The sequence below is a fragment of the Lysobacter sp. MMG2 genome, assembly GCF_016735495.2.
Lineage (GTDB): Bacteria > Pseudomonadota > Gammaproteobacteria > Xanthomonadales > Xanthomonadaceae > Lysobacter_J.
In genome coordinates this window covers 514,212-540,441 of sequence record NZ_JAERQY020000002.1, presented here as the reverse complement: position 1 = coordinate 540,441, position 26,230 = coordinate 514,212, and the positions used below count along the sequence as shown (strand labels likewise).

General features: G+C 68.9%; 25 protein-coding genes. 9 read left to right on the top strand and 16 right to left on the bottom strand.

Annotated features, from left to right (window positions below):
* Nucleotides 1-17 precede the first annotated feature (17 nt).
* Entirely contained in the window at nt 18-1,181 is a 1,164-nt protein-coding gene (locus JI752_RS10480) for an AI-2E family transporter (protein WP_216963403.1), read from the top strand.
* 28 nt (nt 1,182-1,209) lie between these two features.
* On the top strand, nt 1,210-1,911 hold the full coding sequence (gene hda, locus JI752_RS10475; RefSeq protein ID WP_216963401.1) for a DnaA regulatory inactivator Hda: 702 nt from the start codon (nt 1,210-1,212) through the stop codon (nt 1,909-1,911).
* A gap of 19 nt (nt 1,912-1,930) precedes the next feature.
* Here the strand turns inward: hda and murU are convergent, their stop codons facing one another.
* The 4 genes from murU to cysG all read right to left on the bottom strand — a co-directional run bounded on the left by murU (nt 1,931) and on the right by cysG (nt 6,245).
* Nucleotides 1,931-2,635, bottom strand: a complete 705-nt coding sequence (murU, locus tag JI752_RS10470; RefSeq protein WP_216963398.1) for an N-acetylmuramate alpha-1-phosphate uridylyltransferase MurU — start codon at nt 2,633-2,635, stop codon at nt 1,931-1,933.
* A 16-nt stretch (nt 2,636-2,651) separates the two neighbouring features.
* A complete protein-coding gene (locus JI752_RS10465; RefSeq protein WP_216963395.1) occupies nt 2,652-3,692 on the bottom strand; it encodes a phosphotransferase in 1,041 nt (346 codons plus the stop codon).
* A 104-nt stretch (nt 3,693-3,796) separates the two neighbouring features.
* On the bottom strand, nt 3,797-4,774 hold the full coding sequence (cysK, locus tag JI752_RS10460; protein WP_216963392.1) for a cysteine synthase A: 978 nt from the start codon (nt 4,772-4,774) through the stop codon (nt 3,797-3,799).
* Between the two features lie 43 nt (nt 4,775-4,817).
* Entirely contained in the window at nt 4,818-6,245 is a 1,428-nt protein-coding gene (gene cysG, locus JI752_RS10455) for a siroheme synthase CysG (RefSeq protein ID WP_216963389.1), read from the bottom strand.
* A gap of 280 nt (nt 6,246-6,525) precedes the next feature.
* Here cysG and JI752_RS10450 point away from each other — a divergent pair, with 280 nt between their 5' ends.
* The 3 genes from JI752_RS10450 to JI752_RS10440 are packed head-to-tail and all read left to right on the top strand — an operon-like array spanning nt 6,526 to nt 9,071.
* Nucleotides 6,526-7,509, top strand: a complete 984-nt coding sequence (locus JI752_RS10450; RefSeq protein ID WP_216963386.1) for a LysR family transcriptional regulator — start codon at nt 6,526-6,528, stop codon at nt 7,507-7,509.
* Nucleotides 7,510-7,549: 40 nt separating this feature from the next.
* Nucleotides 7,550-7,930 (top strand): tautomerase family protein, encoded by a 381-nt coding sequence (locus JI752_RS10445; RefSeq protein ID WP_216963383.1) that lies wholly within the window; start codon nt 7,550-7,552, stop codon nt 7,928-7,930.
* 58 nt (nt 7,931-7,988) lie between these two features.
* Nucleotides 7,989-9,071: a serine hydrolase domain-containing protein gene (locus JI752_RS10440; RefSeq protein WP_216963380.1), complete on the top strand. Its 1,083-nt coding sequence runs from the start codon at nt 7,989-7,991 to the stop codon at nt 9,069-9,071.
* Nucleotides 9,072-9,074: 3 nt separating this feature from the next.
* On the opposite strand, the gene JI752_RS10435 is transcribed toward JI752_RS10440, so the two are convergent.
* The 4 genes from JI752_RS10435 to JI752_RS10420 form a co-directional block, all read right to left on the bottom strand.
* The gene (locus JI752_RS10435; RefSeq protein ID WP_216963377.1) at nt 9,075-9,434 is read right to left on the bottom strand and encodes a hypothetical protein; all 360 of its coding nucleotides are present in this window, start codon (nt 9,432-9,434) and stop codon (nt 9,075-9,077) included.
* 148 nt (nt 9,435-9,582) lie between these two features.
* Nucleotides 9,583-10,320 (bottom strand): phosphoadenylyl-sulfate reductase, encoded by a 738-nt coding sequence (locus JI752_RS10430; RefSeq protein WP_216963374.1) that lies wholly within the window; start codon nt 10,318-10,320, stop codon nt 9,583-9,585.
* Nucleotides 10,317-12,032, bottom strand: a complete 1,716-nt coding sequence (gene cysI, locus JI752_RS10425; RefSeq protein ID WP_216963372.1) for an assimilatory sulfite reductase (NADPH) hemoprotein subunit — start codon at nt 12,030-12,032, stop codon at nt 10,317-10,319. Before cysI ends, JI752_RS10430 begins: the two co-directional genes overlap by 4 nt.
* Nucleotides 12,032-13,912: an assimilatory sulfite reductase (NADPH) flavoprotein subunit gene (locus tag JI752_RS10420; RefSeq protein WP_216963369.1), complete on the bottom strand. Its 1,881-nt coding sequence runs from the start codon at nt 13,910-13,912 to the stop codon at nt 12,032-12,034. The genes cysI and JI752_RS10420 overlap by 1 nt, the downstream gene beginning before the upstream one ends.
* Before the next feature lie 202 nt (nt 13,913-14,114).
* Between JI752_RS10420 and cysD the strand changes: the two genes are divergently transcribed.
* Both cysD and cysN read left to right on the top strand, forming a co-directional pair.
* Nucleotides 14,115-15,029, top strand: a complete 915-nt coding sequence (gene cysD, locus JI752_RS10415; RefSeq protein ID WP_216963366.1) for a sulfate adenylyltransferase subunit CysD — start codon at nt 14,115-14,117, stop codon at nt 15,027-15,029.
* Nucleotides 15,029-16,999, top strand: a complete 1,971-nt coding sequence (gene cysN, locus JI752_RS10410; RefSeq protein ID WP_216963363.1) for a sulfate adenylyltransferase subunit CysN — start codon at nt 15,029-15,031, stop codon at nt 16,997-16,999. Before cysD ends, cysN begins: the two co-directional genes overlap by 1 nt.
* A 342-nt stretch (nt 17,000-17,341) precedes the next feature.
* Here cysN and JI752_RS10405 read toward each other — a convergent pair whose 3' ends face one another.
* The gene (locus JI752_RS10405; protein ID WP_216963359.1) at nt 17,342-17,578 is read right to left on the bottom strand and encodes a GlsB/YeaQ/YmgE family stress response membrane protein; all 237 of its coding nucleotides are present in this window, start codon (nt 17,576-17,578) and stop codon (nt 17,342-17,344) included.
* Between the two features lie 148 nt (nt 17,579-17,726).
* A complete protein-coding gene (locus JI752_RS10400) occupies nt 17,727-19,220 on the bottom strand; it encodes a M20 family metallopeptidase (protein WP_216963356.1) in 1,494 nt (497 codons plus the stop codon).
* 285 nt (nt 19,221-19,505) lie between these two features.
* Here JI752_RS10400 and JI752_RS10395 point away from each other — a divergent pair, with 285 nt between their 5' ends.
* Together JI752_RS10395 and JI752_RS10390 are read left to right on the top strand one after the other, a co-directional pair.
* Nucleotides 19,506-19,877, top strand: coding sequence for a ComEA family DNA-binding protein (locus JI752_RS10395; protein WP_216963341.1), 372 nt, complete (start codon nt 19,506-19,508; stop codon nt 19,875-19,877).
* A gap of 112 nt (nt 19,878-19,989) precedes the next feature.
* Complete coding sequence (locus JI752_RS10390) at nt 19,990-20,610, top strand: HutD family protein (protein WP_216963338.1); 621 nt, start codon at nt 19,990-19,992, stop codon at nt 20,608-20,610.
* 109 nt (nt 20,611-20,719) lie between these two features.
* Here JI752_RS10390 and JI752_RS10385 read toward each other — a convergent pair whose 3' ends face one another.
* The 6 genes from JI752_RS10385 to JI752_RS10360 all read right to left on the bottom strand — a co-directional run bounded on the left by JI752_RS10385 (nt 20,720) and on the right by JI752_RS10360 (nt 26,178).
* Entirely contained in the window at nt 20,720-22,348 is a 1,629-nt protein-coding gene (locus JI752_RS10385; RefSeq protein WP_216963335.1) for a flavodoxin domain-containing protein, read from the bottom strand.
* Nucleotides 22,345-23,256 carry an FAD:protein FMN transferase gene (locus JI752_RS10380; protein ID WP_216964277.1) on the bottom strand — a complete coding sequence of 304 codons (912 nt, stop codon included), beginning with the start codon at nt 23,254-23,256 and terminating at the stop codon, nt 22,345-22,347. Before JI752_RS10380 ends, JI752_RS10385 begins: the two co-directional genes overlap by 4 nt.
* 83 nt (nt 23,257-23,339) lie before the next feature.
* Nucleotides 23,340-24,152 (bottom strand): DUF4198 domain-containing protein, encoded by an 813-nt coding sequence (locus JI752_RS10375; RefSeq protein ID WP_216963332.1) that lies wholly within the window; start codon nt 24,150-24,152, stop codon nt 23,340-23,342.
* Between the two features lie 146 nt (nt 24,153-24,298).
* A complete protein-coding gene (locus JI752_RS10370; protein WP_216963329.1) occupies nt 24,299-24,808 on the bottom strand; it encodes a DUF2271 domain-containing protein in 510 nt (169 codons plus the stop codon).
* Between the two features lie 31 nt (nt 24,809-24,839).
* A complete protein-coding gene (locus JI752_RS10365) occupies nt 24,840-25,484 on the bottom strand; it encodes a PepSY-associated TM helix domain-containing protein (RefSeq protein WP_216963327.1) in 645 nt (214 codons plus the stop codon).
* A 7-nt stretch (nt 25,485-25,491) separates the two neighbouring features.
* Nucleotides 25,492-26,178 carry a Fe2+-dependent dioxygenase gene (locus JI752_RS10360; RefSeq protein ID WP_216963324.1) on the bottom strand — a complete coding sequence of 229 codons (687 nt, stop codon included), beginning with the start codon at nt 26,176-26,178 and terminating at the stop codon, nt 25,492-25,494.
* Nucleotides 26,179-26,230: the final 52 nt, after the last annotated feature.

The following is a 26,230-nucleotide window of genomic DNA, read 5'->3' as shown; positions in this document are numbered from 1 at the left end:
CACCGACAAGGATCCGCATGCAATCGCAAGCACTGGACGACATCGCACTCTTCTTACGCCGCCTGCAATGGGTGGCGCTCGGTGTTGGCGTGTGCTGGCTGATCTGGCTGCTCGCGCCGATCCTCACGCCGTTCGTGTTCGCGCTGATGCTGGCCTGGCTGGGCGACCCGCTGGTCGACCGGCTCGAACGCGCCGGCCGCTCGCGCAATGTCGCGGTGAGCCTGGTGTTCACGGCGATGGCGCTGATCGTGCTCGCCGGCCTGCTGATCCTGGTGCCGCTGATCGAGCGGCAGATCACCACGCTGGTCTCGTCGTGGCCGCACTACCGCGACTGGTTCATGCTCACCGCGGTGCCGTGGGTCGAACAACGCCTGGGCGTTGAAATCACCGAGTGGCTCGACTTCAGCCACATCAGCCAACTCGTGCGCGACAACTGGGACCAGGCCGGCGGCATCGCGAGCACGCTGCTGGGTTACCTGTCGCGTTCGGGTTTCGCGGTGATCGCGCTGGTGGCGAACGTCGCGCTGCTTCCGGTCATCACCTTCTTCTTCCTGCGCGACTGGGACCTGATCGTCGAACGCGTGGCGTCGATGATTCCGCGTGACCACCTCGACACCGCGAGCCGCCTGGCGCGCGAATCCAGCGACGTGCTCGGCGCGTTCCTGCGCGGGCAGTTCCTGGTGATGCTGGTGCTGGGCGTGATGTACGGCCTGGGCCTGTGGGCGGTGGGGCTGGACCTGGGCATCCTGATCGGCCTGATCGCCGGCATCCTGACCTTCGTGCCGTACCTGGGCCCGGCCAGCGGCATCATCCTGGGCGTGATCGCCGCGCTGGTGCAGTACGGCGACTGGCAGCACGTCGCCGGTGTACTGGTGGTGTTCGGCATCGGCCAGGTGATCGAGAGCTACGTGCTCACGCCCAAGCTCGTCGGCGACCGCATCGGCCTGCATCCGGTCGCGGTGATCTTCGCCGTGCTCGCGGGCGGCCAGTTGTTCGGCTTCCTCGGCATGCTGCTGGCGTTGCCGGTGGCGGCGGTGGTCAACGTGCTGCTGCGCTACGCGCAGGAGCGCTATCGCCACAGCCGGCTGTACGTCGGCGCGAGTCCGCTGCCGGAAGGCGAAGCGCCCGATCCACTCGCCGATCCGCATCTGCCGCCGCCGGTCGAACGCAAGCCCGAGTAACCGCCCACAACGTAATGAGTCATTTGCAGTGAGCGTTCCGCAGTTGCCGCTGGCCTTGCGCTATCCGCCCGACCAGCGACTGGACACCTTCGTGCACGCGCCCGACGGCGCGATCGAACAGCTGCGCGCGCTGGCCGAGGGCCGCGACGCGCGGCGCGAGAGCGTGTTTCTTGCAGGGCCTGCGGGCGTCGGCAAGACGCACCTGCTGCTGGCGACCTGCGCGGCGACGGAAGCCGCCGGACGCCGCGCCGCCTACCTCCCGCTGATGGCCGCGGCCGGCCGCCTGCGCGACGCGCTGGAATCGCTGGAAGGCAACGACGTGATCGCCCTCGACGGTCTGGATGTCATCGCCGGGCAGCGCGAGGACGAAGTGGCGCTGTTCGACGCGCACAACCGCGCGCGCGCTGCCGGCGTCGTGCTGGTGTACGCGGCGCGCGACATTCCCGACGCCGTCGGCCTGGGACTGCCGGACCTGCGTTCGCGCCTGGGCCAGTGCACGCGCGTCACGCTCGCACCGCTGGACGAGGAAGGTCGCCGCGACGTGCTGCGTCAACGCGCGCAGCGACGCGGACTGGTGCTGGAAGACGCCGCGCTCGACTGGCTGCTGCGCCGCGTGGAGCGCGACCTGGGTGGATTGACTTCGCTGCTGGACCGCCTTGATCGCGCTTCGCTCGCGGCGCAGCGACGGATCACGGTGCCGTTTCTGCGGCAGACGCTGGGGAGCGCGTAGGCGCTCTAGCGCGGCGCCATCACGCGATATCGGCGAGTTCCCGCTCCAGGCCCGCCAGCCGTTGCGGTGTCCCCACATCCGTCCAGCGACCACGATGGTGCTCGCCGGTAATCAATCCCTGCGTCATGAACGCACGCAGGATCGGCGCGAGGCGGAAACGCGGCGGCGTTTCATCGGCGCCCGTGTCGGTCGTGTGCACGCGCCAGCCATCGAGCAACTGCGGACGATAAACGCCGATGCCCGCATACGTGAGCCGGCTCTCGCCCTCGCTGCGCACCAGGCCATCCGCGTCGAGCGCGAAATCGCCCTGCGTCGCCTGCGGCGGGCGATCGACCATCACCAGGTGCGCCAGGCCGTCGGGCTCGCGCGGCAGACGCGTGAAGTCGTAGTCGGTCCACACGTCGCCGTTGACGAGAAGGAACGGCGCATCGCCCAGCAGCGGCAGCGCATGCAGCATGCCGCCGCCGGTTTCCAGCGGCGCGTCGCCTTCGAACGAATAGCGGATCGACAAGCCCCACTGCGCGCCGTCGCCCAGATGCTGCGGAAACTGCGCCGCGAGCCAGCTCGTGTTGACCACGACTTCGCGCACGCCCATCGCGGCGAGTTTTTCCAGATGCCATTCGATCAACGCCTTGCCGCCCGCGCGCAGTAACGGCTTGGGCGTGTGGTTGGTCAGCGGGCGCATGCGCTCGCCCAGGCCGGCGGCGAAGATCAGGGCTTTCAAGAATGACTCCGGGCTTTCAGGGCGAGGGCAGGGCGACGCGTTGCATCGCCGGGCGGATGCGGACGTCCAGCACTTCGCGCAGCGGTTGCAGTTCGCGATGGCGCGGCAGGACTTCGTCGAGATAGCGGATGAAGCGCGGCGCGTCGGGCAGGTATTTGCTCTTGCCGTCGCGGTAATGCAGGCGCGAGAAGATGCCCAGGATCTTCAGGTGGCGCTGCACGCCCAGCCAGTCCGCGTCGCGCATGAACTCCGGCAGCGACGGCACCGGGATGCGTGCCTTCATCGCGCGCTCGTGATAACGCACCAGCCATTCGTCCACGCGCTGCAGCGGCCAGCTCAGGAACGCGTCCTTGAACAGGCTCACCGGATCGTAGGCCACCGGGCCCCACACGCAGTCCTGGAAATCCAGCACCGCCGGGCCGCCGGCAATCGGCATCAGGTTGCGCGGCATGAAGTCGCGGTGCGTGAGCACGCGCGCCTGCGACAACGCGTTGTCCATCAGGCGGCGCTGCACCAGTTCCAATCGGTCGAGGTCGTCGCGATCCAGCTCCAGTCCCAGATGCCGTCGCAGGAACCAGTCCTCGAACAGCCCCGCATCACGCTGCAACAGCGCCTCGCCGAACTCGCCCGTACCCAGAGGCGGCTGGATCGCCTGCAATCGCAGCAGTTGTTCGATGGCGGCGTCGAAATGCGCGTCGGCGGTGTCGTCGTCGATCACCTGCGCCAGCGTCGGCCCGCCCAGGTCTTCCAGCAGCAGGAAGCCGCTGCCGACGTCCTCCACCAGCACCTGCGGCACGCGCACGCCGCCGCTTTCCAGCAGCGCGCGCATGCGCAGCCAGGGGCGCACGTCCTCCAACTGCGGCGGCGAATCCATGACGATGCGGCTGCCGCCGGACGTCTGCGCGCGCCAGTAGCTGCGGAAACCCGCGTCGACCGAGGCGCGCACCAGCTGCAACTCGCCGTCGTCCGTCGCGGCGCGCGCCCAGGCCAGGCGCGCGGCTTCGCGCTCGGCCGCGTCGGGCGCGGGAGGGGGATTCGAACCGGGTACGACCGTCATGCAGGCTCCGCGCGGCAATGGCCGCCGCGCACAGGGTAGCCCGCAGGGCCTGCACGTTGGAATGCACGGCGATCACGTCCCGGCGCGAAGGCCGGGACGTGCGATCAGGCCGCGACGGCGTCGCGCTCCAGCGAGGCCAGCCACTCGTCGTCGGAGCCTTCCGCCACGCCCTCGAACAGGAACGTGGACAGGTAGCGCTCGCCGGTATCGGGCAGCACCGCCAGCAGCACCGAGCCTTCCGGCGCCTGTTCGGCGACCTTCAACGCGGCGGCCACCGTCGCGCCGGCGGAAATGCCGACGAAGAGACCTTCCTCCGCGGCCAGGCGACGCGCCGTGTCGCGCGCCAGCACTTCGTCCACGGGCAGGACCTCGTCGGCGATCGTGCGACTGAGCACCGCCGGCAGGAAGTCCGGCGTCCAGCCCTGGATCTTGTGCGGCGCCCACTCCTTGCCCGAGAGCAATGCGGCGCCGGCCGGTTCGCTGGCGATGATCTTCAGATCCGGGCGCGCGAGCTTGAGCACTTCGCCCGCGCCGGTGATCGTGCCGCCGGTGCCCCAGCCGCTGACGAAGTAATCCAGCCGCTTGCCGGCGAAATCGCGCAGGATTTCCGGCCCGGTGGTGCTGCGGTGATAGGCGGGGTTGGCTTCGTTCTCGAACTGCCGAGCCAGGAACCAGCCGTGCTTGTCGGCCAGCTCCTTCGCCTTGCGCACCATGCCGCTGCCGCGCTCGGCGGCGGGCGTGAGGATGACCTTCGCGCCGTAGGCGCGCATGAGCTTGCGGCGCTCGACGGAGAACGTCTCCGTCATCACCGCCACGAACGGATACCCGCGCGCCGCCGCGACGAGCGCCAGCGCGATGCCGGTGTTGCCGGACGTCGCCTCCACGATTGTCTGGCCCGGCTTGAGCAGTCCCTTGCGTTCGGCGTCGAGCACGATCGCCAGCGCAAGACGGTCCTTCACCGAGCCGCCGGGATTGAACGATTCGACCTTCGCATACAGCGTGACGTGCTTGGGCGCGATGCGATGCAGTTTGACGATGGGCGTGCTGCCGATGGTGTCGAGAATGCTGTCGTACAGGGCCATGGGGGTTCTCTGCGTACGTGGGACGTGCGTGGGAGGTGAGGAGTCAGGCGGCTTCGGCGACGGCGGGCGCGGGTGCGCCGAGGGGCGCGTCGCCGAACCAGTGCAGCGTGTTCGCGAGCGAGGCGACTTCGCCGACGATCAACAGCGCAGGCGACTGCACCGCGTGCACGCGGGCTAGATCGGCCAGATCGGCCAACGCGCCGGTGACGACGCGCTGGTTCGCGCGCGAGCCGTTCTCGACGATGGCGAACGGCGTGGACGGCGCGCGGCCGTGTTCGATCAGGCGCGCGCTGAAGCCTTCCAGCCCGGCGACGCCCATGTAGACCGCCAGCGTCTGCCGCTCCAGTGCGAGCGCCTGCCAGTCCAGCGTGTCCTGCGATTGCTTGCAATGCGCGGTGACCAGCCGCACCGACTGCGCGTGCTCGCGGTGCGTGAGCGGCACGCCCGCATACGCGGCGCAGGCGAGCGCGGCGGTGATGCCGGGCACGACCTCGAAGTCGATGCCGTGCGCGCGCAGCACTTCCAGTTCCTCGCCGCCGCGACCGAACACGAACGGATCGCCGCCCTTCAGGCGCACCACGCGCTTGCCGGCGCGGGCGTGTTCGAGCATCAGCGCATGGATCTGGTCCTGCGTCGCGTGGTGGTTGCCCGCCTGCTTGCCGACTTCGATGCGCTGCGCATCGCGACGCACGAGTTGCAGCACCTCACTGCTGACGAGGCGATCGTGCAGGATCACGTCGGCTTCGTTGAGCACGCGCAGCGCGCGCAGCGTCAGCAGGCCGGGATCGCCCGGGCCGGCGCCAACCAGCGCGACGGAGCCGCGCGCGCTGGACGCATCGGCGCTGAGCTGCGCACTGAACTCGTGTTCCGCTGCCAGGCGTTGGCGTCGGCGCAACAGGGCGGGGACGCGTCCGCGCAGGAGGCGGTCGAAGAAGCGGCGCCGCGCGTTGATCTGCGGGAAGCGCGTTCGGATGCGATCGCGCTCGCGGCCGAGCAATTCGGCCAGGTCGCCAAGCGAGGCGTCGAGCTGGCTTTCCAGCGTCTCGCGCAGGTGGCGCGCCAGCATCGGCGCGGTGCCGGAACTGGAAATCGCCACCTGCAACGGACCGCGGTCGACGCGCGCGGGGATCTGCACGCTCGACGCCCGCGCGTCGTCGACCACGTTGACCCACAGGCGTCGCGCCTGGCCTTCTTCGGCGACGGCGCGATTCACGTCTTCGTCGTCGGTGGCCGCCACGGCCAGCCACACGTCGTCGAGCCAGTGCGGGGCGAATCGGCCGGGCAGATGCTCGATCTCGCCCGTATCCGCCAGCGCCGCCAGTTCCGCATTGAGCTCCGGCGCGCCGACGCGCACGAGCGCGCCGGCTTCCCGCAGCGCGGTCGCCTTGCGCAGCGCGACCGTGCCGCCGCCGACCACCAGCACGGGGCGCCCGCGCAGGTCGGCAAAAACGGGAAACAAAGGCTGGGCCATGGCGTCGGAGCCGGGAAGAGGGGGCGATACCGTGACGCTACGCATGCACCCGGACGTGCGGAAATGACTCGGCCGCCTGGGGTCATGCCCTTTCGGAATGACCCCGGCCCCGTGCTGGACAGGGCCCGCGGGGCGGGTTAGTTTTCGTCCATCCCTTTATTCGTATCGAGCGATATATGAACGCGGCAGCCCGCCGTGCCCCGATCTGTCGACGGACGCCGGAACCGATCGCTGCCCGCCCGTGCGGGCCTGTCCCGCCGCCGCCACGAACCGCTTCGACATGACCCTCACCCAGCTCCGCTACCTCGTCGCCATCGCCGACTCGGGCCTCAACATCACCCTGGCCGCCGAGCGCGTGCACGCGACCCAGCCCGGCCTGTCCAAGCAGCTCAAGCAGCTGGAGGACGAGCTGGGTTTCCAGTTGTTCACCCGCAAGGGACGCAGCCTGGAATCGATCGCGCCCGCAGGCGAGCGCGTGCTCATGCACGCGCGCCGCATCCTGGAAGAGGCCGGCAACATCCGCGCCTATGCCGCCAACGAACGCGGTCAGCACAGCGGCCGTCTGGTGCTGGCGACCACGCACACGCAGGCGCGCTTCGTGCTGCCGTCTGTCATCGCCGCGGTGAAGCGCGAGTTCCCGCAGGTGAGCATGCACCTGCAGGCGGTCGCGGGCGACGAAGTGCTGGAGCAGCTCGCACGCGGCGAAGCGGACCTGGCCGTCATCAGCACCGCGGGCACGGAGCCCGACGGCGGCGTCGCCGTACCGCTGTACCGCTGGCGTCGCGTGGTGCTGGTGCCGCGCACGCATGCGCTCGCATCGCTGAAGCGCGCGCCGACGCTGGCCGAACTCGCCGCGCATCCGCTGGTGAGCTACGAGTCGTCCAACCGCGCCGAATCCTCGCTGCGCCGCACCTTCGTCGAGGCCGGCCTGGAGCCGCAGCTGGCGATGACCGCGCGCGACGCCGACCTCATCAAGACCTACGTGCGTGCCGGCCTGGGCGTCGGCGTGCTGGCGGAGATGGCCGTGGGCTCGCGCGACGAAGACCTCATCGCGCTGCCCGCGCCGGACGCGCTGCCCGAATGCATCACCTGGGCCGTGATCCCGCGCGCACGCGTGCTGCGCGAGTATGCGCTGGCGCTGCTGCACGGCATCGCGCCGCAGCTGGATCGTCGCGACCTGCGCCGCGTGCTCGAAGGCAACCTGGAGCCGCAGTGGCCGCACGCGCCGTCGTGGCGCGAGTTGAGCCAACCCATCACCACCTGAGGGCCGCACGCCGCGACCCGTCGTCGAACGAGGAACCGCCATGCCGCTCGTGACCCTCACCGTGCGCAAACCCAAGGCGGAGGCGTTCAAGTCCTCCGTGCTCGATGCGGTCCACGCGAGCCTGGTGTCCAGCGGCGTGCCGCAGGCCGACCTGTTCCAGCGTGTGTTCGAACTGGACGCGGCCGACTTCCGTTTCGATCCCTCCTATCCCGATCTGGCCTCGCCGCGCACGGAGGACTTCGTGCTCATCGAGATCCTGTGGTCGGTCGGTCGCAGCGTGAAGGTGAAGAAGAAACTGCTCGCCGAATTGATGGAGCGGCTGTCGGCGGCCGGCCTGGATCCGGAGCACGTGATGGTGGCCTTCAAGGAAACCACCTGGGAAAACTGGTCCTTCGGCGGCGGCCGGCTGATCCATACCTGAGGCGCAACCGCGCGCCGTCATGGCGTATCTCCTCCTGGAGTCGACGAGGAGGACGGTCATGAAGAAGTGGATCCTGGGCTGCCTGGCGCTGTGGCCGGCCCTTGCGATGGCACAGACGGTGTCGACCGCTGCGTTTATCGAAGCCTACGCGGGCGAGCACGATTTCAGCGGCACCGTGCTGGTCGAGCGCGCGGGCCGGGTGGAATACGAACGCAGCTTCGGCCTGGCCAATCGCGCTTTCGCCGTGCCCAACACGCCGGACACGCGTTACTGGATCGGCTCGATCACCAAGCTGTTCACCGCGACGCTGGTGATGCAGCTGGTGGAGGAGGGCCGCCTGAACTTGGATGCGCCGATCCGCACCGTGCTTCCCGATTACGCGGGCGAAGGGCGCGAGGCGACCGTGCGGCAGTTGCTCAACCACACCTCGGGCATCGCCAATTTCGACACCGTCACCGACGCGGCGACGGCATTGCGCGAAGGCATTCCCGCCTACCAGCTGCCGCACGACAGCGGCGAACTGCTGCGTCGCTACGCCAGCGGAAAGCGCGTGCACGCGCCGGGCACGACCTTCGATTACAACAACGGCGACTACGTGATCCTGGGCAAGATCGTCGAGCGTGCGACCGGCATGCCCTTCGAGCAGGCGCTGTCGCGTCGCATCCTGGCGCCGCTGAAACTGGCCGACACCGGCATGCTGCGGCAGGCCGAGATCCTGCCGCGACTGGCGAACACCTACTTCGTGCGCGAGAGCGATGGCGCGCTCATCAACGATCTGCCCGTGTATCCGGAGAACTGGTACGCAGCCGGCGCGATGTACTCGACCGTGCGCGACCTTCGCGTGTTCGCCGACGCGCTGTACGGCGGGCGGCTGATCGGCGAGGACAGCCTGAAGCGCATGCTCGCGCCGGGATTGGACGACTACGGATTCGGCGTGTGGAGTTACGAATCCACGATCGCCGGCAAGCCACACCGCATCGCCAAGCGTCCGGGCCGCATCATGGGCGCGCAGGCGCAGCTGTATCGCTTGCTGGACGACGAGGTCACCGTCGTCATCCTCGCCAACGTCGGCAACACGGACCTGGACGAGTTCGTCGCGCGCATCGGCCGCGTGGTGCTCAGCGGTCGGCCCGAGCGCTGAGCGTCACAGCAGCGCCGCCCACGCCGCCATTCCGGCGAACGTGCCCAACACCGCGCAGACCAGCCCGCGCCGGAACCAGCGCGAGTGTTCGCTGGCCTGCGCGCTCAGCACCGAATCGTCGGGAGCCAGGCCGATCAGCGAGAGCAGGTAGAGCAGGGCGACGACAATCGGCGCGCCGATCGGGCTGCCCAACCACGCGTTGAGTGGCCACTGACCGAAGGCGAGGGTGCCCGCCAACGCTGTCCACCACGCACCGCCGCCCTTCGCGATCAACGGCTGCTGCCAGCGCAGCGCGGCGAAGGCCGCCCATGCCATGACGAGCGTGGTGACGAAATTGCGTAGAACATCGAATGCATCGTGCATGCGCGCGGCGCGCTCGGAATGCGCCCGGGCGGCACGACCTCGAAACGGAACGGCTGGGGCGCGCACTGTCGAACGCGGCCCGTCGGAAAGCCGTCGGAGCCGATGCGCAACGTTCAGCGTGGGCGTCGGGGATCGCGCGAGCGCGCGCTCACGCCGCGTTCGGTTCGCCGTCGAAATGCAGTCCGCACTCACGCTTGAGGCCGAAAAAACGCGTGTCTTCCTCGTTCATGCCCGGCTCGAGCCGACGCGTGGTGTGCACATCCCCGATCGATACATAGCCCTGGTCCCACAGCGGGTGGTAGGGCAGGTTGTGCTCGCGCAGGTACTGGTACACGTCGCGATCGGTCCAGTCGGCGATGGGATGCAGCTTCCAGCGGCCGTCGCGCAGTTGCAGGAAATCGATGTTGGCGCGCGTGCGCGACTGGCTGCGGCGCAGGCCGGCGATCCAGGTGCGCACGCCCAGGTCGTCCAGCGCGCGCTGCATCGGCTCGACCTTGCGCATGCGGTTGTAACGCTCGATGCCGTCCAGGCCGCCTTCCCACAGCTTGCCCAGTCGCGCTTCCATCCAGGCGATGCCGATCTGCGGGCGATACACCTTCAGGTTCAATCCGAGCGTGTCGGTGAGCTGGTCGATGAAGCGGTACGTTTCCGGGAAGAGATAGCCGGTGTCGATGAGGATCACCGGCATGTCCGGCCGCTGGCGCGTGGCCAGGTGCAGCGACACGGCGGCCTGCGCGCCGAAACTCGACGACAGCGCGTGCTCGCCTGCGGTGTGTTCCAGCGCCCAGGCGATGCGCTCGGACGCGTTGAGGCCGCCGAGCCAGGCGTTCAGTTCGGCCAGCGCTCGGGGCGATTCGGCGGCAGTGATGGGATCGGGCGGGCTCATGCGGCGTTCTCGGTGCGAAGTTGCAGTGCGATGGCGGGTCGGGGCGGCACGACGGTGCCGGTTCTCACGAGGAAATCGCCGAAGCCTTCGTCGGTGTCGCGCTCGCCGGCATAGCGAGCGAAGAGCGGATCCAGCGATTCGAGGATCTGCGCCTCGGCGATGTTCTCGCGGTACAGCGTGTTCAGGCGCTGGCCGCGATGGTCCGCGCCCAGCATCAGGTTGTAGCGGCCCGGTGCCTTGCCGACGAGCGCGATCTCGCCCAGGTACGGGCGCGAGCAGCCGTTCGGGCAACCGCTGATGCGCAGGTGGATCGGCGCATCGTGCAGGCCGTGCGTGTCGAGCAATGCCTGCACCTTGTCGGCGAACTCGGGCAGGTAGCGTTCGGCTTCGGCCATCGCCAGGCCGCAGGTGGGCAGCGCGACGCAGGCCAGCGCGTTGCGTTGCAGCGGCGTGGCGCGTGCATGCGTGTCCAGGCCGTACTGCGCGACGAGCGCATCGACGCGATCGCGCAGCGCCGCGGGCACGCCGGCGATGACGAGGTTCTGGTTCGGCGTGAGGCGGAATTCGGCGCCCGCGTCGGCCTCGTCCAGCACGCGTGCGATCTCGCGCAGGCCGCTCAGGTGCGTGAGCCCGTCGCGATCCCAGATGCGTCCGGCGACGATGCGCAGCGTCAGGTGCGCACGGCCGTCGTCGCTTTCGATCCAGCCGAAGCGGTCGCCGTTGTGGACGAAGCCGAACGGACGCGCCGGGGAGAGCGCGAAGCTGGCGCGCCGCTCGACTTCGGCCTTGAACCACTCCAGGCCGTGGTCGTCGATCGTGTACTTCAGCCGCGCGCGCTTGCGCACCGCGCGGTTTCCGAAATCGCGCTGCGCGGTGACGACCGCCACGGCGACGGCGGTGAGCTGCTCCGGCGTGACGAAGCCGATCACGTCCCCAAGGCGCGGGTAGGTTTCCGGATCGCCGTGCGTCGCGCCCATGCCGCCGCCCACGCTGACGTTGTAGCCCAGCAGTTCGCCGTCCTCGACAATGGCGATGAAGCCCAGGTCCTGCGCGAACACGTCCACGTCGTTGTACGGCGCGATCGCGAAGCCGATCTTGAACTTGCGCGGCAGGTAGGTCGCGCCGTACACGGGCTCGTCCTCGCTGCCGCTGCCGGCGACGCGCTCTTCGTCCAGCCAGATCTCGTAGTAGGCGCGCGTGTTCGGCAGCAGGTGTTCGGACAGCGCGGCGGCGTGCGCGTGCACCTGCGCATGCGCCTGCGACTGCAGCGGGTTGGCGGCCACGGCGACGTTGCGGTTCACGTCGCCGCAGGCGGCGAGCGTGTCGATGAGCGCGGCGTTGATCGCCTGCATCGTCGCCTTCAGTTCGGTCTTGATCACACCGTGGAACTGGAACGCCTGGCGCGTGGTGATGCGCAGGCCGCGTTCGGCGTAGGTCGTGGCGATGCTGTCGAGCTTGAGCCACTGCGCTGGCGTGACCACGCCGCCGGGCGTGCGCGTCCGGATCATGAAGCTGTAGGCGGGCTCGAGCTTCGCCAGCCGGCGTTCCTCGCGGATGTCGCGATCGTCCTGCTGGTAACTGCCGTGGTACTTGATCAGCGTCTGGTCGTCGTCGTGCAGCGCGCCGGTGATCGGGTTGGCGAGCGAGGCCAGCAGCGTGCCGCGCAGGCGGTCGCTTTGTTGCTTGATGTCCTCGACGGAATGGCTGCTCATCAGTACACGTCCCGGGCGTAGCGTCCCTGTTGCTGCAGGGTGTTGAGGTAGTCGTTGGCGTCATCGGCGGAGCGGCCGCCGTGTTCGCCGATGATCGAAAGCAGCGCCTCGTGCACGTCTTTCGCCATGCGCGTGGCATCGCCGCAGACGTAGACATGCGCGCCGTTTTCGATCCAGTCGAACAGCTCGCGGCCGCGCTCGCGCAGGCGATCTTGCACATAGATTTTTTGAGGAGTCCGCACAGGGATATGCGGGCTGTTGCGAGGGACTCGCATTGAATCCTGGTCGCGTGAGAAGGCCAGGTCCAAGCGGTGCAGCGTCTCGTCCTTGAGCGCCTGCTGCCACTCGACCTGGTAGAGGAAATCGGTGCGGAAGTGGGGGTTGCCGAAGAACAGCCAGTTGCGCCCGGAGGCGCCTGCTGTCATCGGGCGAGTTGCCGCGCGTTCCTGCACGAAGGCGCGGAACGGCGCCACGCCGGTGCCGGGGCCGATCATGATCACGTCGCGCGATGCGTCGGCGGGCAGGCGGAAGCGATCGTTGTGTTCGATGAACACCGGAAGCCGTGCGCCCTCGTCGCTGCGCGCGAAATGGTTCGACGCGCTGCCCCAGCGCAGGCCGTCGCCCGCGTCGTATTCGACGTGCGCGACGGTCAGGTGCACCTCATCGCCGACGTGCTTCTGGCTGGAAGCGATGGAGTACAGCCGCGGCGTGAGCGGGCGCAGCGCGGCGACCAGCTCCTCCGCGCTCCAGTCGGCGGGATGCTGGCGCAGCAGGTCCAGCACCTGCGCCTCGTTGAGCAGGCGCGACAGGTCAGCCTGGCGGTCGGGCGCGAGCAGGCCGTTGAGCTCGTCGCTGCGCGCCTGCGCGGCGTGGCTGGCGACGAACGGCCGCGCGAGCTTGGTGAGTTCGCGCTTCTCGCCCAGCCATTGCCGCAGCGGCAGGCGCTGGCCGCCGTGCTCGACGACGGCATCGCCGTCGAGTCCACCTGTGCGCAGGATCGCCTCGACCAGCGCCGGCGGATTCACCGGCCACAGGCCCAGCGCGTCGCCGGGCTCGTAGTGCAGGCCCGAGCCCTCCAGCGACAGCTCGATGTGGCGCACGTCCTTCGCGCTCGATCGCGTGGTGATGCGCTGGTTGGCGAGCAGTTCCGCCGCGAAGGGCGCGTCGCGTCCGTGCAGCGGCGCGGCCGGAAGCGGGCGCAGCGGCGTCACGGTGGCGAGCGGCGCGGCGGGCTTCAACGCGTCCTTCGCCTTCGCCAGTGCCTGGGCGAGCCAGGGCTCGGCCACGGTTTCCAGGTCGAGGTCGGCATCGGCGCGCGGCAGCAGACGGGTCGCGCCCAGTTCGGCCAGGCGCGCGTCCAGCTTCTGCCCGATCGCGCAGAACTGCGGGTAGCTCGAATCGCCCAGCCCCAGCACCGCATAACGCAGCTGCTTGAGCGCGGGCGCGCGCTTGCCGGCGATGAACTCGACCAGCGCGCGCGCATCGTCCGGCGGATCGCCGTCGCCCTGCGTGCTGACGACGAGGTACAGCGTGCGCTCGTCCTTCAGTTCGCGCGTGGGGTAGGCGTCGGCGCGCAGCAGGCGCACGGCCAGCCCGGCGACCTCGCTCTGGCGCGCGAGCTGTTCGGCCAGTCGCTTGGCATTGCCGGTCTGGCTTCCGTAGACGATGGTCAGGCGGCTGGCGGGCTGCGCGTCCGCAATGGGGGCTGTAACCGTTTGCACGCTGCCGCCGCTGCGCGTCGCCAGGCCGGCGGCATAGCCGGAGAGCCACCACAGCCCATGCGTGTCCAGCCCCTCGGTGACGCGCGCGAGCGCCGCCAGCCGGTCCTCGGAGAAGGGGGTGGCGAGTGCTGCGGGAACGCTGGGCTGGAAAGCCGACATGGGCGAAGGTGCACGGCGGGGACCATTGCAGGCTAGGTCCGCGGCGTCGCCATATGAAAGGAAGTCGGGTTATGCGCTCATGCCGGGGGCTTATTTCCGCGCCGCGAGGCCCCCGTTCCTACAATGTGCTCCACTAGAGCGGTCGCCGGCGCACACTGTCCGCAACCGGCCTTCAACCCCGGTTCCGCAAGATCAAGACCCGATGACGCTGCCCCTGGACCTGAGCCACCTCGACCGCCTCGAAGCGGAAAGCATCCACATCCTGCGCGAAGTCGCGGCGGAGTTCCGGCATCCGGTGATGCTGTATTCCATCGGTAAGGACAGCTCGGTGCTGCTGCACCTGCTGCTCAAGGCGTTCGCGCCGGCGCCGACGCCGCCCATTCCGCTGCTGCACGTGGACACCGGCTGGAAGTTCCGCGAGATGATCGCCTTCCGCGACCAGCGCGCCGCGCAGACCGGCGTGGAGCTGCGCGTGCACACCAACCCCGACGGCGTGGCGCAGGGCATCGGCCCCATCACCCACGGCGCCACCGTGCACACCGACGTGATGAAGACGCAGGCGCTGAAGCAGGCGTTGGACCAGTACGGTTTCGATGCGGCCATCGGCGGCGCGCGCCGTGACGAAGAGAAGTCGCGCGCGAAGGAGCGCGTGTTCTCGTTCCGCAACGAACAACACCGCTGGGATCCCAAGAGCCAGCGACCGGAGCTGTGGAGCCTGTACAACGCGCGCATTCACAAAGGCGAATCGGTGCGCGTGTTCCCGCTGTCCAACTGGACCGAGCTGGACGTGTGGCTCTACATCTACCGCGAGAAGATCCCGGTGCCGTCGCTGTACTTCGCGGCGGAACGCCCGGTGGTGGAACGCGACGGCGCGCTGATCCTGGTCGACGACCATCGCCTGCCGCTGCGCGAAGGCGAAACGCCGCAGCTGCGGCAGGTGCGCTTCCGCACGCTGGGTTGCTACCCGCTCACCGGCGCGATCGAATCGCAGGCCGACACGCTGGAGAAGATCATCGCCGAGATGCTCGTGGCGACCACGTCCGAACGCCAGGGCCGCGTGATCGACCACGATCCGTCGGCGTCGATGGAGAAGAAGAAGCAGGAGGGGTATTTCTGATGAAGCCGGGATTGGGGATTGGGGATTCGGGATTGGCGAAAGTGCAGGGCGCTTCGGAGGACTCGGCTTTGGCTGTTTCGAATCCCGAATCCCGAATCCCGAATCCCGAGGCCGCCGTAGCGGCCTACCTCGCCCGCCACGAAACCAAAGGCCTGCTGCGCTTCATCACCTGCGGCAGCGTGGACGACGGCAAGAGCACGCTGATCGGCCGCTTGCTGTTCGAAAGCCGCGCGTTGTTCGACGACCAGCTGTCGGCGCTGGAGAAAGACAGCCGTCGTCACGGCACCCAGGGCGCCGACATCGATTACGCGCTGCTGCTCGACGGCCTGTCGGCCGAGCGCGAGCAGGGCATCACCATCGACGTCGCGTACCGATTCTTCAGCACGGAAAAGCGCAAGTTCATCGTCGCCGACTGCCCGGGCCACGAGCAGTACACGCGCAACATGGCCACCGGTGCGTCCACCGCAGACGTGGCGGTGGTGCTGGTCGACGCACGCAAGGGCCTGCTGCCGCAGACGCGGCGCCACAGTTACATCGTCTCGCTGCTGGGCATACGCCATGTGCTGCTGGCGGTGAACAAGATGGACCTGGTCGACTACGACCGCGCGGTGTTCGACGAGATCCTGGCCGGTTACCGCGAGCTTGCAACGCAGCTGGGCATCGAACACGTCCAGGCGGTGCCGCTGTCCGCGCTGCGTGGCGACAACCTGCTGGGTTCCTCCGAACGCACACCGTGGTACACCGGGCCGAACGTGCTCGAGTACCTGGAAACCGTCGACGTCTCGCGCCATGCGCAGGACATCGGCTTCCGCCTGCCGGTGCAGTGGGTGAATCGGCCGAACCAGGATTTCCGCGGCTTCGCAGGTACCGTCGCTGCGGGCGAGGTGCGGCCCGGCGACGAGGTCGTCGCGTTGCCGTCGGGCCGCCGTTCGCACGTCGCGCGCATCGTCACCGCCGACGGCGACCTCGACCTCGCGCGCGAAGGTCAGGCCATCACGCTCACGCTGCGCGATGAAGTGGACATCAGCCGCGGTGACGTCATCGCGCACGCGCACCGCCCGCCGCAGGTCGCCGATCAGTTCGCCGCGCACCTGCTGTGGATGGGCGAACAGCCGTTGCTGCCCGGGCGCCCGTACTGGCTGAAGATCGGCACGCGCACGGTCAGCGCCAGCGTCACCGAGATCAAGCACAAGACCGACGTCAACACGCAGGAACCGCTGGCGGCCAAGCACCTGGAGCTCAACGAGGTCGGCTTCTGCAATCTGTACCTGGATCAGCCGGTGGCGTTCGAGGCGTATGCGGACAACCGCACGCTGGGCGGCTTCATCCTGATCGACCGCCAGACCCATGCGACGGTCGCGGCGGGCACGTTGCAGTTCGCGCTGCGCCGCGCAGGCAACATCCACTGGCAGCACCTGGACGTGGACCGCACCGCGCGTGCGCGCATCAAGGGCCAGCAGCCGCGCGTGCTGTGGTTCACCGGCCTGTCGGGTTCGGGCAAGTCGACCATCGCCAACCTGGTCGACAAGCGCCTGCACGCGATGGGCTACCACACCTTCATCCTCGACGGCGACAACGTGCGCCACGGCCTCAACAAGGACCTGGGCTTCACCGACGAGGATCGCGTGGAGAACATCCGCCGCGTCGCCGAAGTGGCGAAGTTGATGAGCGACGCGGGGCTGATCGTGCTGGTGAGTTTCATCTCGCCGTTCCGCGCCGAGCGGCGCATGGCGCGCGAGCTGTTCGCGCCGGGCGAGTTCGTCGAGGTCTACATCGACACGCCGCTGGCGGTGGCGGAGAAGCGCGACGTGAAGGGCCTGTACGCGAAGGCGCGCGCCGGCCAGCTGCGCAACTTCACCGGCATCGACTCGCCCTACGAAGTGCCGGAGGCGGCGGAGCTCACGCTCGACACGGTGTCCGATTCCGCCGAGCGCCTGGCGCAGCAGGTGATCGACCGCCTGCTGGGCTGAGGCGCGTGCGCGACAGTGCAGGCGCGGGTTCGCACGAGGTGCGGAGTGGGGTCGCGCCGGCACTCGGGTGGGCACTTGCACCGCACACGCCCCCACGGCGTCGTCCCCGCGAAGGCGGGGACCCAACTTTCCGAGCCTCACCGCCCTCCGGAGGACATGACGGCGCAGACGGTTGGATTCCCGCCTTCGCGGGAATGACAACTCACGTTCGCCCGAATGACGACTGCCAGCGCCATCCGCGCCGCACCACCGCCGCGCCCATGCCGTGCTCCCAACGAGCACGCACAAAGAAAAACCCCGGCGCGAAGCCGGGGTTTTTCGTTCTTGCGAACCACCGTCGGATCAGGCGCGCTTCTTGCGCACCAGCTCATACAGGAACAACAGCGCGACCGCGCAGGCGATGGAAATGGCGAAACCGATGATGCCGCCGCGGGCGTAGAGCAGGCTGCCGATGTACGCGCCGACGATGCCGAGCAGGATGGTCAGGATCCAGCCCATCGGATCCGCGCCCGGCTTGAAGAAGCGGGCCAGCACACCAATGACCGCACCGATGATGATCGTGTAGAGCAGACTGCCCATGGCGTCCTCCTGAGGTGGGTGATGCCGAGGCATCGTAGCGCTTCGGCACACATCCGTCGGAATGCCCGACGAACGGCAGGCATGCTACGGCAGCAAACGAAAAACCCCCGCCAAAGCGAGGGTTTTTCTGAGCGTGCCGCCGGTGGAATCAGCAGCAGCCGTGCCCGCCGTGGCGGTCGCCGCTGTCCGGTGCGACCGACGCGCCGGTGGTCTCCCCGCGCAGGCTGGCGTGGTGGTGTTCGGCGATCACGCGCGACACGCAGGCCGTCACACGCTTGCCCATCGGAATGTGCAGGAACTCGTTGGGACCGTGCGCGTTGCTGTGCGGGCCGAGCACGCCGGTGATCATGAACTGCGCGCCGGGGAACTTCTCGCCGAGCATGCCCATGAACGGAATCGAGCCGCCTTCGCCCATGTACATCGCGGGCTTGCCGAAGAACTCGCGGCTGGAGGCGTCGATCGCGTTGGTCAGCCACGGCGACTGCGCCGGTGCGTTCCAGCCGGTGGAGGACTTCTCCAGGTCCAGCGTCACCTTCGCGCCGTTGGGCGGATTGCGCGTGAGCACGTCCTTGAGCAGTTCGCCGGCCTTCTTGCCGTCCAGCGTCGGCGGCAGGCGCAGCGAGAGCTTCACCGACGTGTACGGACGCAGCACGTTACCGGCCGAGGCCAGCGCCGGCATGCCGTCCACGCCGGTCACCGACAGCGCCGGCCGCCAGGTGCGGTTGAGCACCAGCTCGGTGAGGTCGTCGGCCATCGGCGTCATGCCGGGCAGCAGCGGGAACTTGTCGAAGATCGCAGTGTTGAGCACCTTCGCCGCTTCGCGCGCCTGCGCCAGGCGTTCGGCGGGAACCTCGGAATACAGGCCCTCGACGCGGACCTTGCCGGTGGTTTCATCTTCAAGACGCGAGAGCAACTGACGCAGCAGGCGGAAACTCGACGGCACGATGCCGGACGCATCGCCCGAATGCACGCCTTCTTCCAGCACCTTCACCGTGAAGTTGCCGCCGGCCAGGCCGCGCAGCGAGGTCGTGCACCACAGCTGCTCGTAGTTGCCGCAGCCCGAGTCCAGGCACACCACCAGCGACGGCTTGCCGATGCGATCGGAAAGATGATCCACGTAGGCGGGCAGATCGTAGCTGCCGGATTCCTCGCAGGCTTCGATCAGGATCACGCAGCGCGCATGCGGCAGCTGCTGTTCCTGCAACGCCAGCACCGCGGTGAGCGAACCGAAGATCGCGTAGCCGTCGTCCGCGCCGCCACGACCGTACAGGCGGTCGCCCTTGATGACCGGATTCCACGGGCCGAACTCCGGATCCCAGCCGGTCATCTCCGGCTGCTTGTCCAGGTGGCCGTACAGCAGCACGCAATCGTCGTTGCGTCCGCCATTGGCGGCGGGGATGTCGATGAAGATCAGCGGCGTGCGGCCTTCCAGACGCACCACTTCGACCTGCATGCCGGGAATCGGCTGGGCCTTCGCCCAGGTTTCCATCAGCTTGACCGCATCGTCCATGTAACCGTGCTTGACCCAGTCGGCGTCGAACATCGGGGACTTGTTGGGAATTCGGATGTACTCGACGAGTTGGGGAACGATCTCGTCGTCCCATTTGTCGCCGACGTAGCGGTCGACCTTGCTGATGTCCATGGCGGAGAGCGCCTCGATTCGTGCGGGGGACGACAAGTTTACGCCTCCGCGGCACCCGGCCGACCCCCTACCCATGCCACGGAAGGTTCCGAACCCAGTGGGAAACGCCCCGACACACCTTGGGAACGCACCTACGCAAGGTTGCGGCCGCTTCCTTCGTGCGATCGGCGCCTTGGCCGATACGACGCATCCGGGAGGGTATGGAGACTTTCATGGCCGCCGCGCATCTCGCCGGCGGGAGTCCTTCCACATCGACGGGCCCCACGTGGGCCCCCAGGAGTCGCCATGAAATCCATTGCCGTCCCGTCGCTCGCGAACTTCGCCCGCGCGCTGTTGTTGTCGCTGCTGCTCGCGGCCCCGGCCGTCGCGGCCGAGACCGTCAACGTCAACACCGCCGATGCCGCCACGCTGGACCGCGTGCTGGTCAACATCGGCCCGAGCAAGGCCGAGGCGATCGTCGCCTACCGCAAGACCAACGGGCCGTTCCGCAGCGCCGACCAGCTGGCCCAGGTGCCGGGCATCGGCCTGAAGACGGTGGAGAAGAACAAGGACCGCATCGTGTTCGCCGGAGGCGCGGCGGCGTCGGCCGCCGCCAAGCCGGCGCCGACGGCGAATGCTGCGGCGGCCAAGCAACCGGCCGCCCCGGTCAGGCGTTAAGGGGAGCGCTGCCGGTCCGGCGCGATCCGGCGCGCCGGGCCGGCCGTGCGATGACGCCTCGTGCGGAAGATGCCGCCGTTAGACTGTGCGGCAACGACTTCCGGACGTGCCGATGTCCAACGCGCAACGCAGCCGCTCGCGGGTGGTTCCCGCCAACGAATACCGCCGCGAACGCTGGCGCAACCAGCTGGGATGGACGCGCGAGATCCACGCCGGCCGTCTGCGTGACGCCGAACCGGATGCACCGTGGGATTGGCGTCTGTCGATCGCGGAGATCGAGCGGGACGCGGAGTTCTCCGCATTCCCGGGAGTCGATCGCGAGCTGGTGCTGCTCAGCGGCAACGGTGTGCGCCTGCGCTTCGAGGATGGCGAGACACACGAGCTTCATCCGCCTCACGATCGCCTGCGTTTCGCGGGCGAGCGCAAGGTCGTCGGCGAACTCATCGACGGCCCCACGCACGACTTCAATCTGATGTGGCGTCGCGACCGCGTCCGCGCCGCACTCTGGCATCGCCCGCTGGTGGGGCCGATGGTGGTGTTCGCCGAACCGGGCACGACCTGGGTGGCGCACCTGATGGCGGGGCAGGCGGAGTTCGCAGACCAATCGGGATTGCCGGCGATGTCGGCGGGCGATACGGCGTTCTTCGAGGCGGGGGAGCTGCGCCTGCGTCACGTCATCGACGGCGGTGGCGAACTGCTCCTCATACGCATCGAGCCGGCGGCCGAAGGCTGAGTCGCGTGCTGCCCGGTCGTGCAAGCGATCGGGTGTCGTGGGGATGTCGCGTGGTCCCAGGGCCCGCTGCCAGCCACGGGGCTTCGCGCGTGGGCTTCGCTCGTCGACATCAGTAGACGTCGCGGCAGTAGCGGCCCTCGGCGGCCATGGCTTCCAGCGCATCCAGGCCGACCGTCTCGCGCAGCACGGCATCGACCGCCGGCGCCATGCCTTCCAGGCTGCCGCAGACGTAGACCGCCGCGCCGTCGGCGATCCATTCGCGCAGGCGCGCGGACTGTTCGTGCAGACGGTCCTGCACGTAGGTGCGTTGGGCACCATCGCGGGAGAAGGCGAGGTCCAGGTGCTGCAGATGGCCGTCGCGCAGCCAGCCTTCGATCTCGTCACGATGATGGAAGTCGTGCGCGCGCTGACGTTCGCCGAACACCAGCCAGTTGCGATGATGGCCCGCAGCAGCACGCGCCTTCAGGTGCGCACGCAGGCCCGCCAGGCCCGTGCCGTTGCCGATGAGCACCATCGGCCGGTCGTCCTGCGGCGGATGGAAAGCCGCGTTGCGGCGGATGCGCAGGTCGATACGCATTCCGACGTCCGCGTGCGCGGTGAGCCAGCCGCTTCCGCTGCCCAGGCGGCCGTCGGGATGGCGCATCTGGCGGACCAGCAACTGGAGGCTGCCGTCGGCGGGCAGCGAGGCGATCGAATACTCGCGATGCGGCAACGCCTGCAAGCCGTCGGCCACGGTCTGCGCGGACTGACCCCGCACGCTCGCCGGTTCCGGCAGACGCGAGTGCTGCAGCAGCGTCGCAAGCTCCAGCGTGTCGCCGTCGCGCTCGATGTCCGCCGTTCCATCCTGGCCGGACGCAAGCAGCCACGCCATGACATCGGCCGGCGCATGGCACGGCCCGATCTCCGCGATGTCGCCCGCCTGCCACGTCAGATCGCGCGCATCCGCCGGCACCAGGGCGAGGTAATACGCGGGCCCGCCGAGGCTGCCGGGGTTGAGCCACTGGCGTTCCAGCAGGCGCCACGGGCGGTATTCGGGTGCGCTCCAGTCGGCCAGCTCCGCATGGCCGGCGAGCTGCCCCAGGCGATGCTGCCAGTGGCGCAGCGCGCCGGCGTCGCCGGCGTCGACGTCGATGCGATCGAACAACGGCTGCGCGCCGTTGTGGTGCAGCCACTGGTCCAGTCGCCGACCGAAACCGCAGAAGCGGTCGTAGGCGCGATCGCCCAGCGCGAGCACCGCATACTCCAGCCCGGCCAATGCCATCGACTGGCCGAGCACGTGCCGGGTGAATCCAAGCGCATGGTCCGGCGGATCGCCTTCGCCCGTCGTGCTGGCGATGAAGAGCGCGCGCCGATGCGTCTGCAGCACGGTGGCATCGATGCGATGCAGCGGCAGCAGGCGCACGTCCATCCCGGCGCCGCGCAGCGCCTGCGCCGTGTGTTCGGCGAGCTGCTGCCCGAATCCGGTCTGGCTCGCCCACGCGAGGAGCAGCGCATCCTCGCCGCTGCCCGGGTCGACGCGCGCGGCGGCGCGTTCCTCGCGCACGCGCAGCCATGTGGCCGTGCACAGGCCGAGGAAGGCGAGCACCACCAGCGTCGCCAGCACCCAGCTCCCCGCGCGCGGCGAAGCGATCCACCACGGCCCCGACTGCCAGCGCCCGAAGACGAGCACGAAGGCGAGCAGCATCGCCAGCACGAAGCCGTTGCCGAGCCAGGTCTTCAGTGAAGAATCGGTGTTCATGCGTGCAACAGGGTTTCGAAGGCAGGTGTCATGCGTTCGGTCACGGCGTCGCCGCGCGTGTCCACGAAGCGTGCCGCGAGCCCGTTCGCGCATGCAGCGTCGAAGCCATCGTGCATGCCGAGCACCGTGAGCGCCGTCGCCCAGGCGTCGGCCCGCATCGCATCGGCGGCGACGACGGTGACCGCGGCCGGCGCATCCACGACCGGATGCCCGCTGCGCGGGTCGAGTGTGTGGCTGATCGCGCGGCCTTCGTGCTCCCGTCGGTGCCAGCGATCGCCCGACGTCGCGACCGCCAGGCCATCCAGCGCCAGCACGCGCGCTTCGTTCGCATCGTCCTCGTCGCCGGACCAGCCTTCCACGATCACCCGCCATGGCGCGCCGTCGGGCTTGCGGCCGTAGCCGTAGAGTTCGCCGCCGACTTCGACCAGCGCCGCGTCGATGCCCTGCGCGCGCAGATGGGCGGCCACGGCGTCCACGCCGAAACCCTTGGCTATCGCGCACAGGTCCAGCCGTGTGCCGCCCGGTTGCAAGGCGCGGCGCTGCGCCGGATCCAGGATCACGCGCCGCCACTGCACGTGGGCGCGTGCGGCTTCGGGCGAGAACGCGGACGCGCCCGCGCTGGGCGGGCCGAAGCCCCATCCGTCCACCAGCGACCCCACGGTCGGGTCGAACGCGCCGCCGCTGGCGTGTGCGATGTCGAGCGCGCACGACAGCACCGTCCAGAAGTCATCGCGCAGCGCGTGCCACGAGCCCGCGTCCGACGCGTTGTACCGGCTCAGGTCCGAGCCGGCCTCCCAGTTGCTCATCTGCGCGACCACGTCGTCCAGGCGCGACTGGATGCCCGCGTGCAGCGCATGCAGGTCGGCGTTGCGCGGCGCGGCGAGTTTCACCGACCAGGTCGTGCCCATCGTCGCGCCGCCGAGGATGTCGACGGCGCGCGGGGCGGGCTGCGTCGCGGATGCGTGCGTGGCCACTGCGTGTTGCGTCTTCGTTACTGCGGCAGCACTTCCAGCGTGGCGACATAGCCCAGGCGGCGCTGCTTGGCCTGCTTGACCGTGGTCTTGTTGTCTTCGGAATTCGCTTCGAGCCAGTACATGCCGGCTTCCGGCCAGGTCACGACGAACTCGCCCTTGGCATCGGTCTTCACCTTCAGCTCGTCCTGCGCGTTGCGGTAGCGCGTGTTGCCGCGGACGATTTCCACGTCCAGGTTCGCCGCCGGCTTGCCGTCGATCTGGAAGCGGAACTTCGCCTCCTCGCCAGCGAACAGATCGTTGGGATGCGTCACCGGCACCAGCTCCAGGCCCACGCCGCTGGGCTTGAGCGCGGTCTCGTTCGGCGAGCCGCTGGTGACGAAGGTTTCCACACGGCTCACCGACTGGCCGACCTGCAGCTTCTTCGCGTCCTTGGGCACTTCGGTGGCGAAGGTCGCCTCGGTGCCGCGCCAGCGCTTGGTCTGGCCGTTCGCGTCTTCCCAGCTGCCGGTGACGTAGTTGTTGACCACGCCGATGCGGTACGTGCCGGTCTGCTTGAGCTCGACGTCGAACACCGTGCGGTACTTGCCGGTGGCGGCGTTCTGCGCGGCCACGGTGCTGCCGTCGGGCGCGGTGATGGCGAGGTTGTCGGTCTTCAGCGGGACGTGGTTGAAGTAGAACAGGTCGTTGGACACGGCCGCGTCCACCGTCACCCACGGATTGTTGCCGGCCAGCACCGTCTGCGACGGCTGCAGCCACGCCTTGTGTGCCTGCGCGGCGAAGGGAAGGGAAAGGGCCAGCGCGAGCGCGGCGAGCTTCAGGGTCGGCTTCATTGCGATGCTCCTGCGTAAGTGGATGTGTGTTCGCGTTCTGCCGTCATTCCCGCGAAGGCGGGGATCCATCGTTGCGCGAGTTCACGCCTGGCGTCGGGCGTGATGCGTCTTCGAGTTGGATCGCCTTCGCAGGGACGACAGCGGGATCAGGGCTTGCTGGCCAGCGTGACCAGGCCGAGTTCGGACTTGCCCTGCGCCTTGCCGGCGCTGGCGCCGCCCCAGGTGAAGGGGATCTTCAGCAGCTCGCGGCCGCCGACTTCGCGCGCGGCCTCCACGACCAGCGTGTATTCGCCGGGCGGGAGCTTGCCCAGCTCCGGATGCTGGCTGCCGAACTTCAGCGCATGCGTGCCGACGGGGCGCGTCGGACCGGTCACGCCGTCCACCGGCACCTTCAGCGTGCGACCGCTGCGGCGCCACCACTGGCGCAGGTCGGGCAGCCACTTGGTACCGGCGCCTTCGTTGGTGGCCTTCTGCTGGTACCACACGGCGAGGTTGGCCGCGGCCTTCTGGTCGGCGCCCTCGACCCAGATCGCCACGTACGGACGGTGGTATTCGGCGACGTTGAGCTGGGGGATCTGCACGTTGACGTCGATCTCGGCCGAGTAGGCCGGCAACGCGAGCAGTCCGCTCAGCGCGATGGTCAGTTGGACGCGCATGGAAACTCCCTTATTTTGAAAGTAAGCAGGTTCAGTGGATGAAGAGGAGGGCGAGCAACACCGGCAATGCGAGCCCGAGCGCGACATACGGCCAGGTCATGCGCCGCTGCCGCGCGTGCATCTGCAACAGGAACAGGCCCGTCACGCAGAACACCAGGCAGGCCAGCGCGAACACGTCGATGAACCAGCGCCACGCGGCACCGGCGTTGCGGCCTTTGTGCAGGTCGTTGAGGTAGGCGATCCAACCGCGCGTGGTGCGCTCGTACTCCACCGCGCCGCTTTCGCGGTCGATGCTCAGCCATGCATCGCCGCCGGGACGCGGCAGCGACAGGTAGATCTCCTCGCTCGACCATTCAGCCGGCTGCGCGCCGATCGACACCGGCAGCACGTCGTTGAGCCAGTCGCTGACCGTGCCCGGCAGCGGCGCGTTGCCGTCCTCACGCTTGCCCAGCGCACGCAACACCGAAGCCGGCATCTCGACCTTGCGCGTGAGCGTGTCCGGCTTCGCCTCGATCGCGGCCGAATGGTTCAACGTGATGCCGGTGATGGCGAACAGCAGCATGCCGATCAGGCAGATGGCGGAGCTGATCCAGTGCCAGGAATGCAGCGTGCGCAGCCAGAAGCCACGGCGCTGCTGCTGCGCGACCAGATCCTGCGGTGCGGAAGAAGGACCCACGCGCGCCTCAGGGCTCGGCCCAGCGGCGCAGCAGGTTGTGGTAGATGCCGGTGAGCTGCACGAGCGACGGATGCTCCGGCACGTCCTGCGTCAGGCGGCGGATCGAGACGTCGAGCTCGAACATCAGCCGACGTTGCGCGTCCTCGCGCAGCAGGCTCTGGATCCAGAAGAACGACGCCACGCGCTCGCCGCGCGTGACCGGCGTGACCTTGTGCAGGCTCGTGCCCGGGTAGAGCACCATGTCGCCGGCCGCCAGCTTCACGCGCTGCACGCCGTAAGTGTCCTCGATGATGAGCTCGCCGCCGTCGTAATCGTCCGGATCGCTGAGGAACAGCGTGGCCGAAAGATCGGTACGGATGGGATCGGCACCGCCGCGGCTGCGGTCGTAGCGGATCGCGTTGTCGACGTGGAAACCGAACGACTGCCCGCCGCCGTAACGGTTGAACAGCGGCGGATAGATCCGCTGCGGCAGCGCCGCGGAGAAGAACGTGGTGTTGCGCGCCAGCGCCTCGAGGATCAGCCCGCCCAACTCGCGCGCCACCGGATCGTTCTCCGGCAGCTGCGCGTTGTCCTTGGCCATCGCCGACTGGTGGCCGGCGGTGATGCGGCCGTCGGCCCAGCCGGCCTGCCGCAGGCGGTCCCGGCAATGGGCCACCTGTTCGGCGGTGAGGACTTGCGGAACCTGCAGCAGCATCGGGCATTCCTTCATGCGAGCGCCCGGCGGGGCCGGGCGTCGCGTGGCCTGG

What these genes read in the sequence shown, in the direction of transcription:
- JI752_RS10480 (WP_216963403.1), top strand. Translation starts at nt 18, where the DNA reads ATGCAATCGCAAGCACTGGACGACATCGCACTCTTCTTACGCCGCCTG.
- JI752_RS10465 (WP_216963395.1), bottom strand. Translation starts at nt 3,692, where the DNA reads ATGACGGTCGTACCCGGTTCGAATCCCCCTCCCGCGCCCGACGCGGCC.
- cysK (WP_216963392.1), bottom strand. Translation starts at nt 4,774, where the DNA reads ATGGCCCTGTACGACAGCATTCTCGACACCATCGGCAGCACGCCCATC.
- cysG (WP_216963389.1), bottom strand. Translation starts at nt 6,245, where the DNA reads ATGGCCCAGCCTTTGTTTCCCGTTTTTGCCGACCTGCGCGGGCGCCCC.
- JI752_RS10450 (WP_216963386.1), top strand. Translation starts at nt 6,526, where the DNA reads ATGACCCTCACCCAGCTCCGCTACCTCGTCGCCATCGCCGACTCGGGC.
- JI752_RS10445 (WP_216963383.1), top strand. Translation starts at nt 7,550, where the DNA reads ATGCCGCTCGTGACCCTCACCGTGCGCAAACCCAAGGCGGAGGCGTTC.
- JI752_RS10440 (WP_216963380.1), top strand. Translation starts at nt 7,989, where the DNA reads ATGAAGAAGTGGATCCTGGGCTGCCTGGCGCTGTGGCCGGCCCTTGCG.
- JI752_RS10435 (WP_216963377.1), bottom strand. Translation starts at nt 9,434, where the DNA reads ATGCACGATGCATTCGATGTTCTACGCAATTTCGTCACCACGCTCGTC.
- JI752_RS10430 (WP_216963374.1), bottom strand. Translation starts at nt 10,320, where the DNA reads ATGAGCCCGCCCGATCCCATCACTGCCGCCGAATCGCCCCGAGCGCTG.
- cysI (WP_216963372.1), bottom strand. Translation starts at nt 12,032, where the DNA reads ATGAGCAGCCATTCCGTCGAGGACATCAAGCAACAAAGCGACCGCCTG.
- JI752_RS10420 (WP_216963369.1), bottom strand. Translation starts at nt 13,912, where the DNA reads ATGTCGGCTTTCCAGCCCAGCGTTCCCGCAGCACTCGCCACCCCCTTC.
- cysD (WP_216963366.1), top strand. Translation starts at nt 14,115, where the DNA reads ATGACGCTGCCCCTGGACCTGAGCCACCTCGACCGCCTCGAAGCGGAA.
- cysN (WP_216963363.1), top strand. Translation starts at nt 15,029, where the DNA reads ATGAAGCCGGGATTGGGGATTGGGGATTCGGGATTGGCGAAAGTGCAG.
- JI752_RS10405 (WP_216963359.1), bottom strand. Translation starts at nt 17,578, where the DNA reads ATGGGCAGTCTGCTCTACACGATCATCATCGGTGCGGTCATTGGTGTG.
- JI752_RS10400 (WP_216963356.1), bottom strand. Translation starts at nt 19,220, where the DNA reads ATGGACATCAGCAAGGTCGACCGCTACGTCGGCGACAAATGGGACGAC.
- JI752_RS10395 (WP_216963341.1), top strand. Translation starts at nt 19,506, where the DNA reads ATGAAATCCATTGCCGTCCCGTCGCTCGCGAACTTCGCCCGCGCGCTG.
- JI752_RS10390 (WP_216963338.1), top strand. Translation starts at nt 19,990, where the DNA reads ATGTCCAACGCGCAACGCAGCCGCTCGCGGGTGGTTCCCGCCAACGAA.
- JI752_RS10385 (WP_216963335.1), bottom strand. Translation starts at nt 22,348, where the DNA reads ATGAACACCGATTCTTCACTGAAGACCTGGCTCGGCAACGGCTTCGTG.
- JI752_RS10380 (WP_216964277.1), bottom strand. Translation starts at nt 23,256, where the DNA reads ATGGGCACGACCTGGTCGGTGAAACTCGCCGCGCCGCGCAACGCCGAC.
- JI752_RS10375 (WP_216963332.1), bottom strand. Translation starts at nt 24,152, where the DNA reads ATGAAGCCGACCCTGAAGCTCGCCGCGCTCGCGCTGGCCCTTTCCCTT.
- JI752_RS10370 (WP_216963329.1), bottom strand. Translation starts at nt 24,808, where the DNA reads ATGCGCGTCCAACTGACCATCGCGCTGAGCGGACTGCTCGCGTTGCCG.
- JI752_RS10360 (WP_216963324.1), bottom strand. Translation starts at nt 26,178, where the DNA reads ATGCTGCTGCAGGTTCCGCAAGTCCTCACCGCCGAACAGGTGGCCCAT.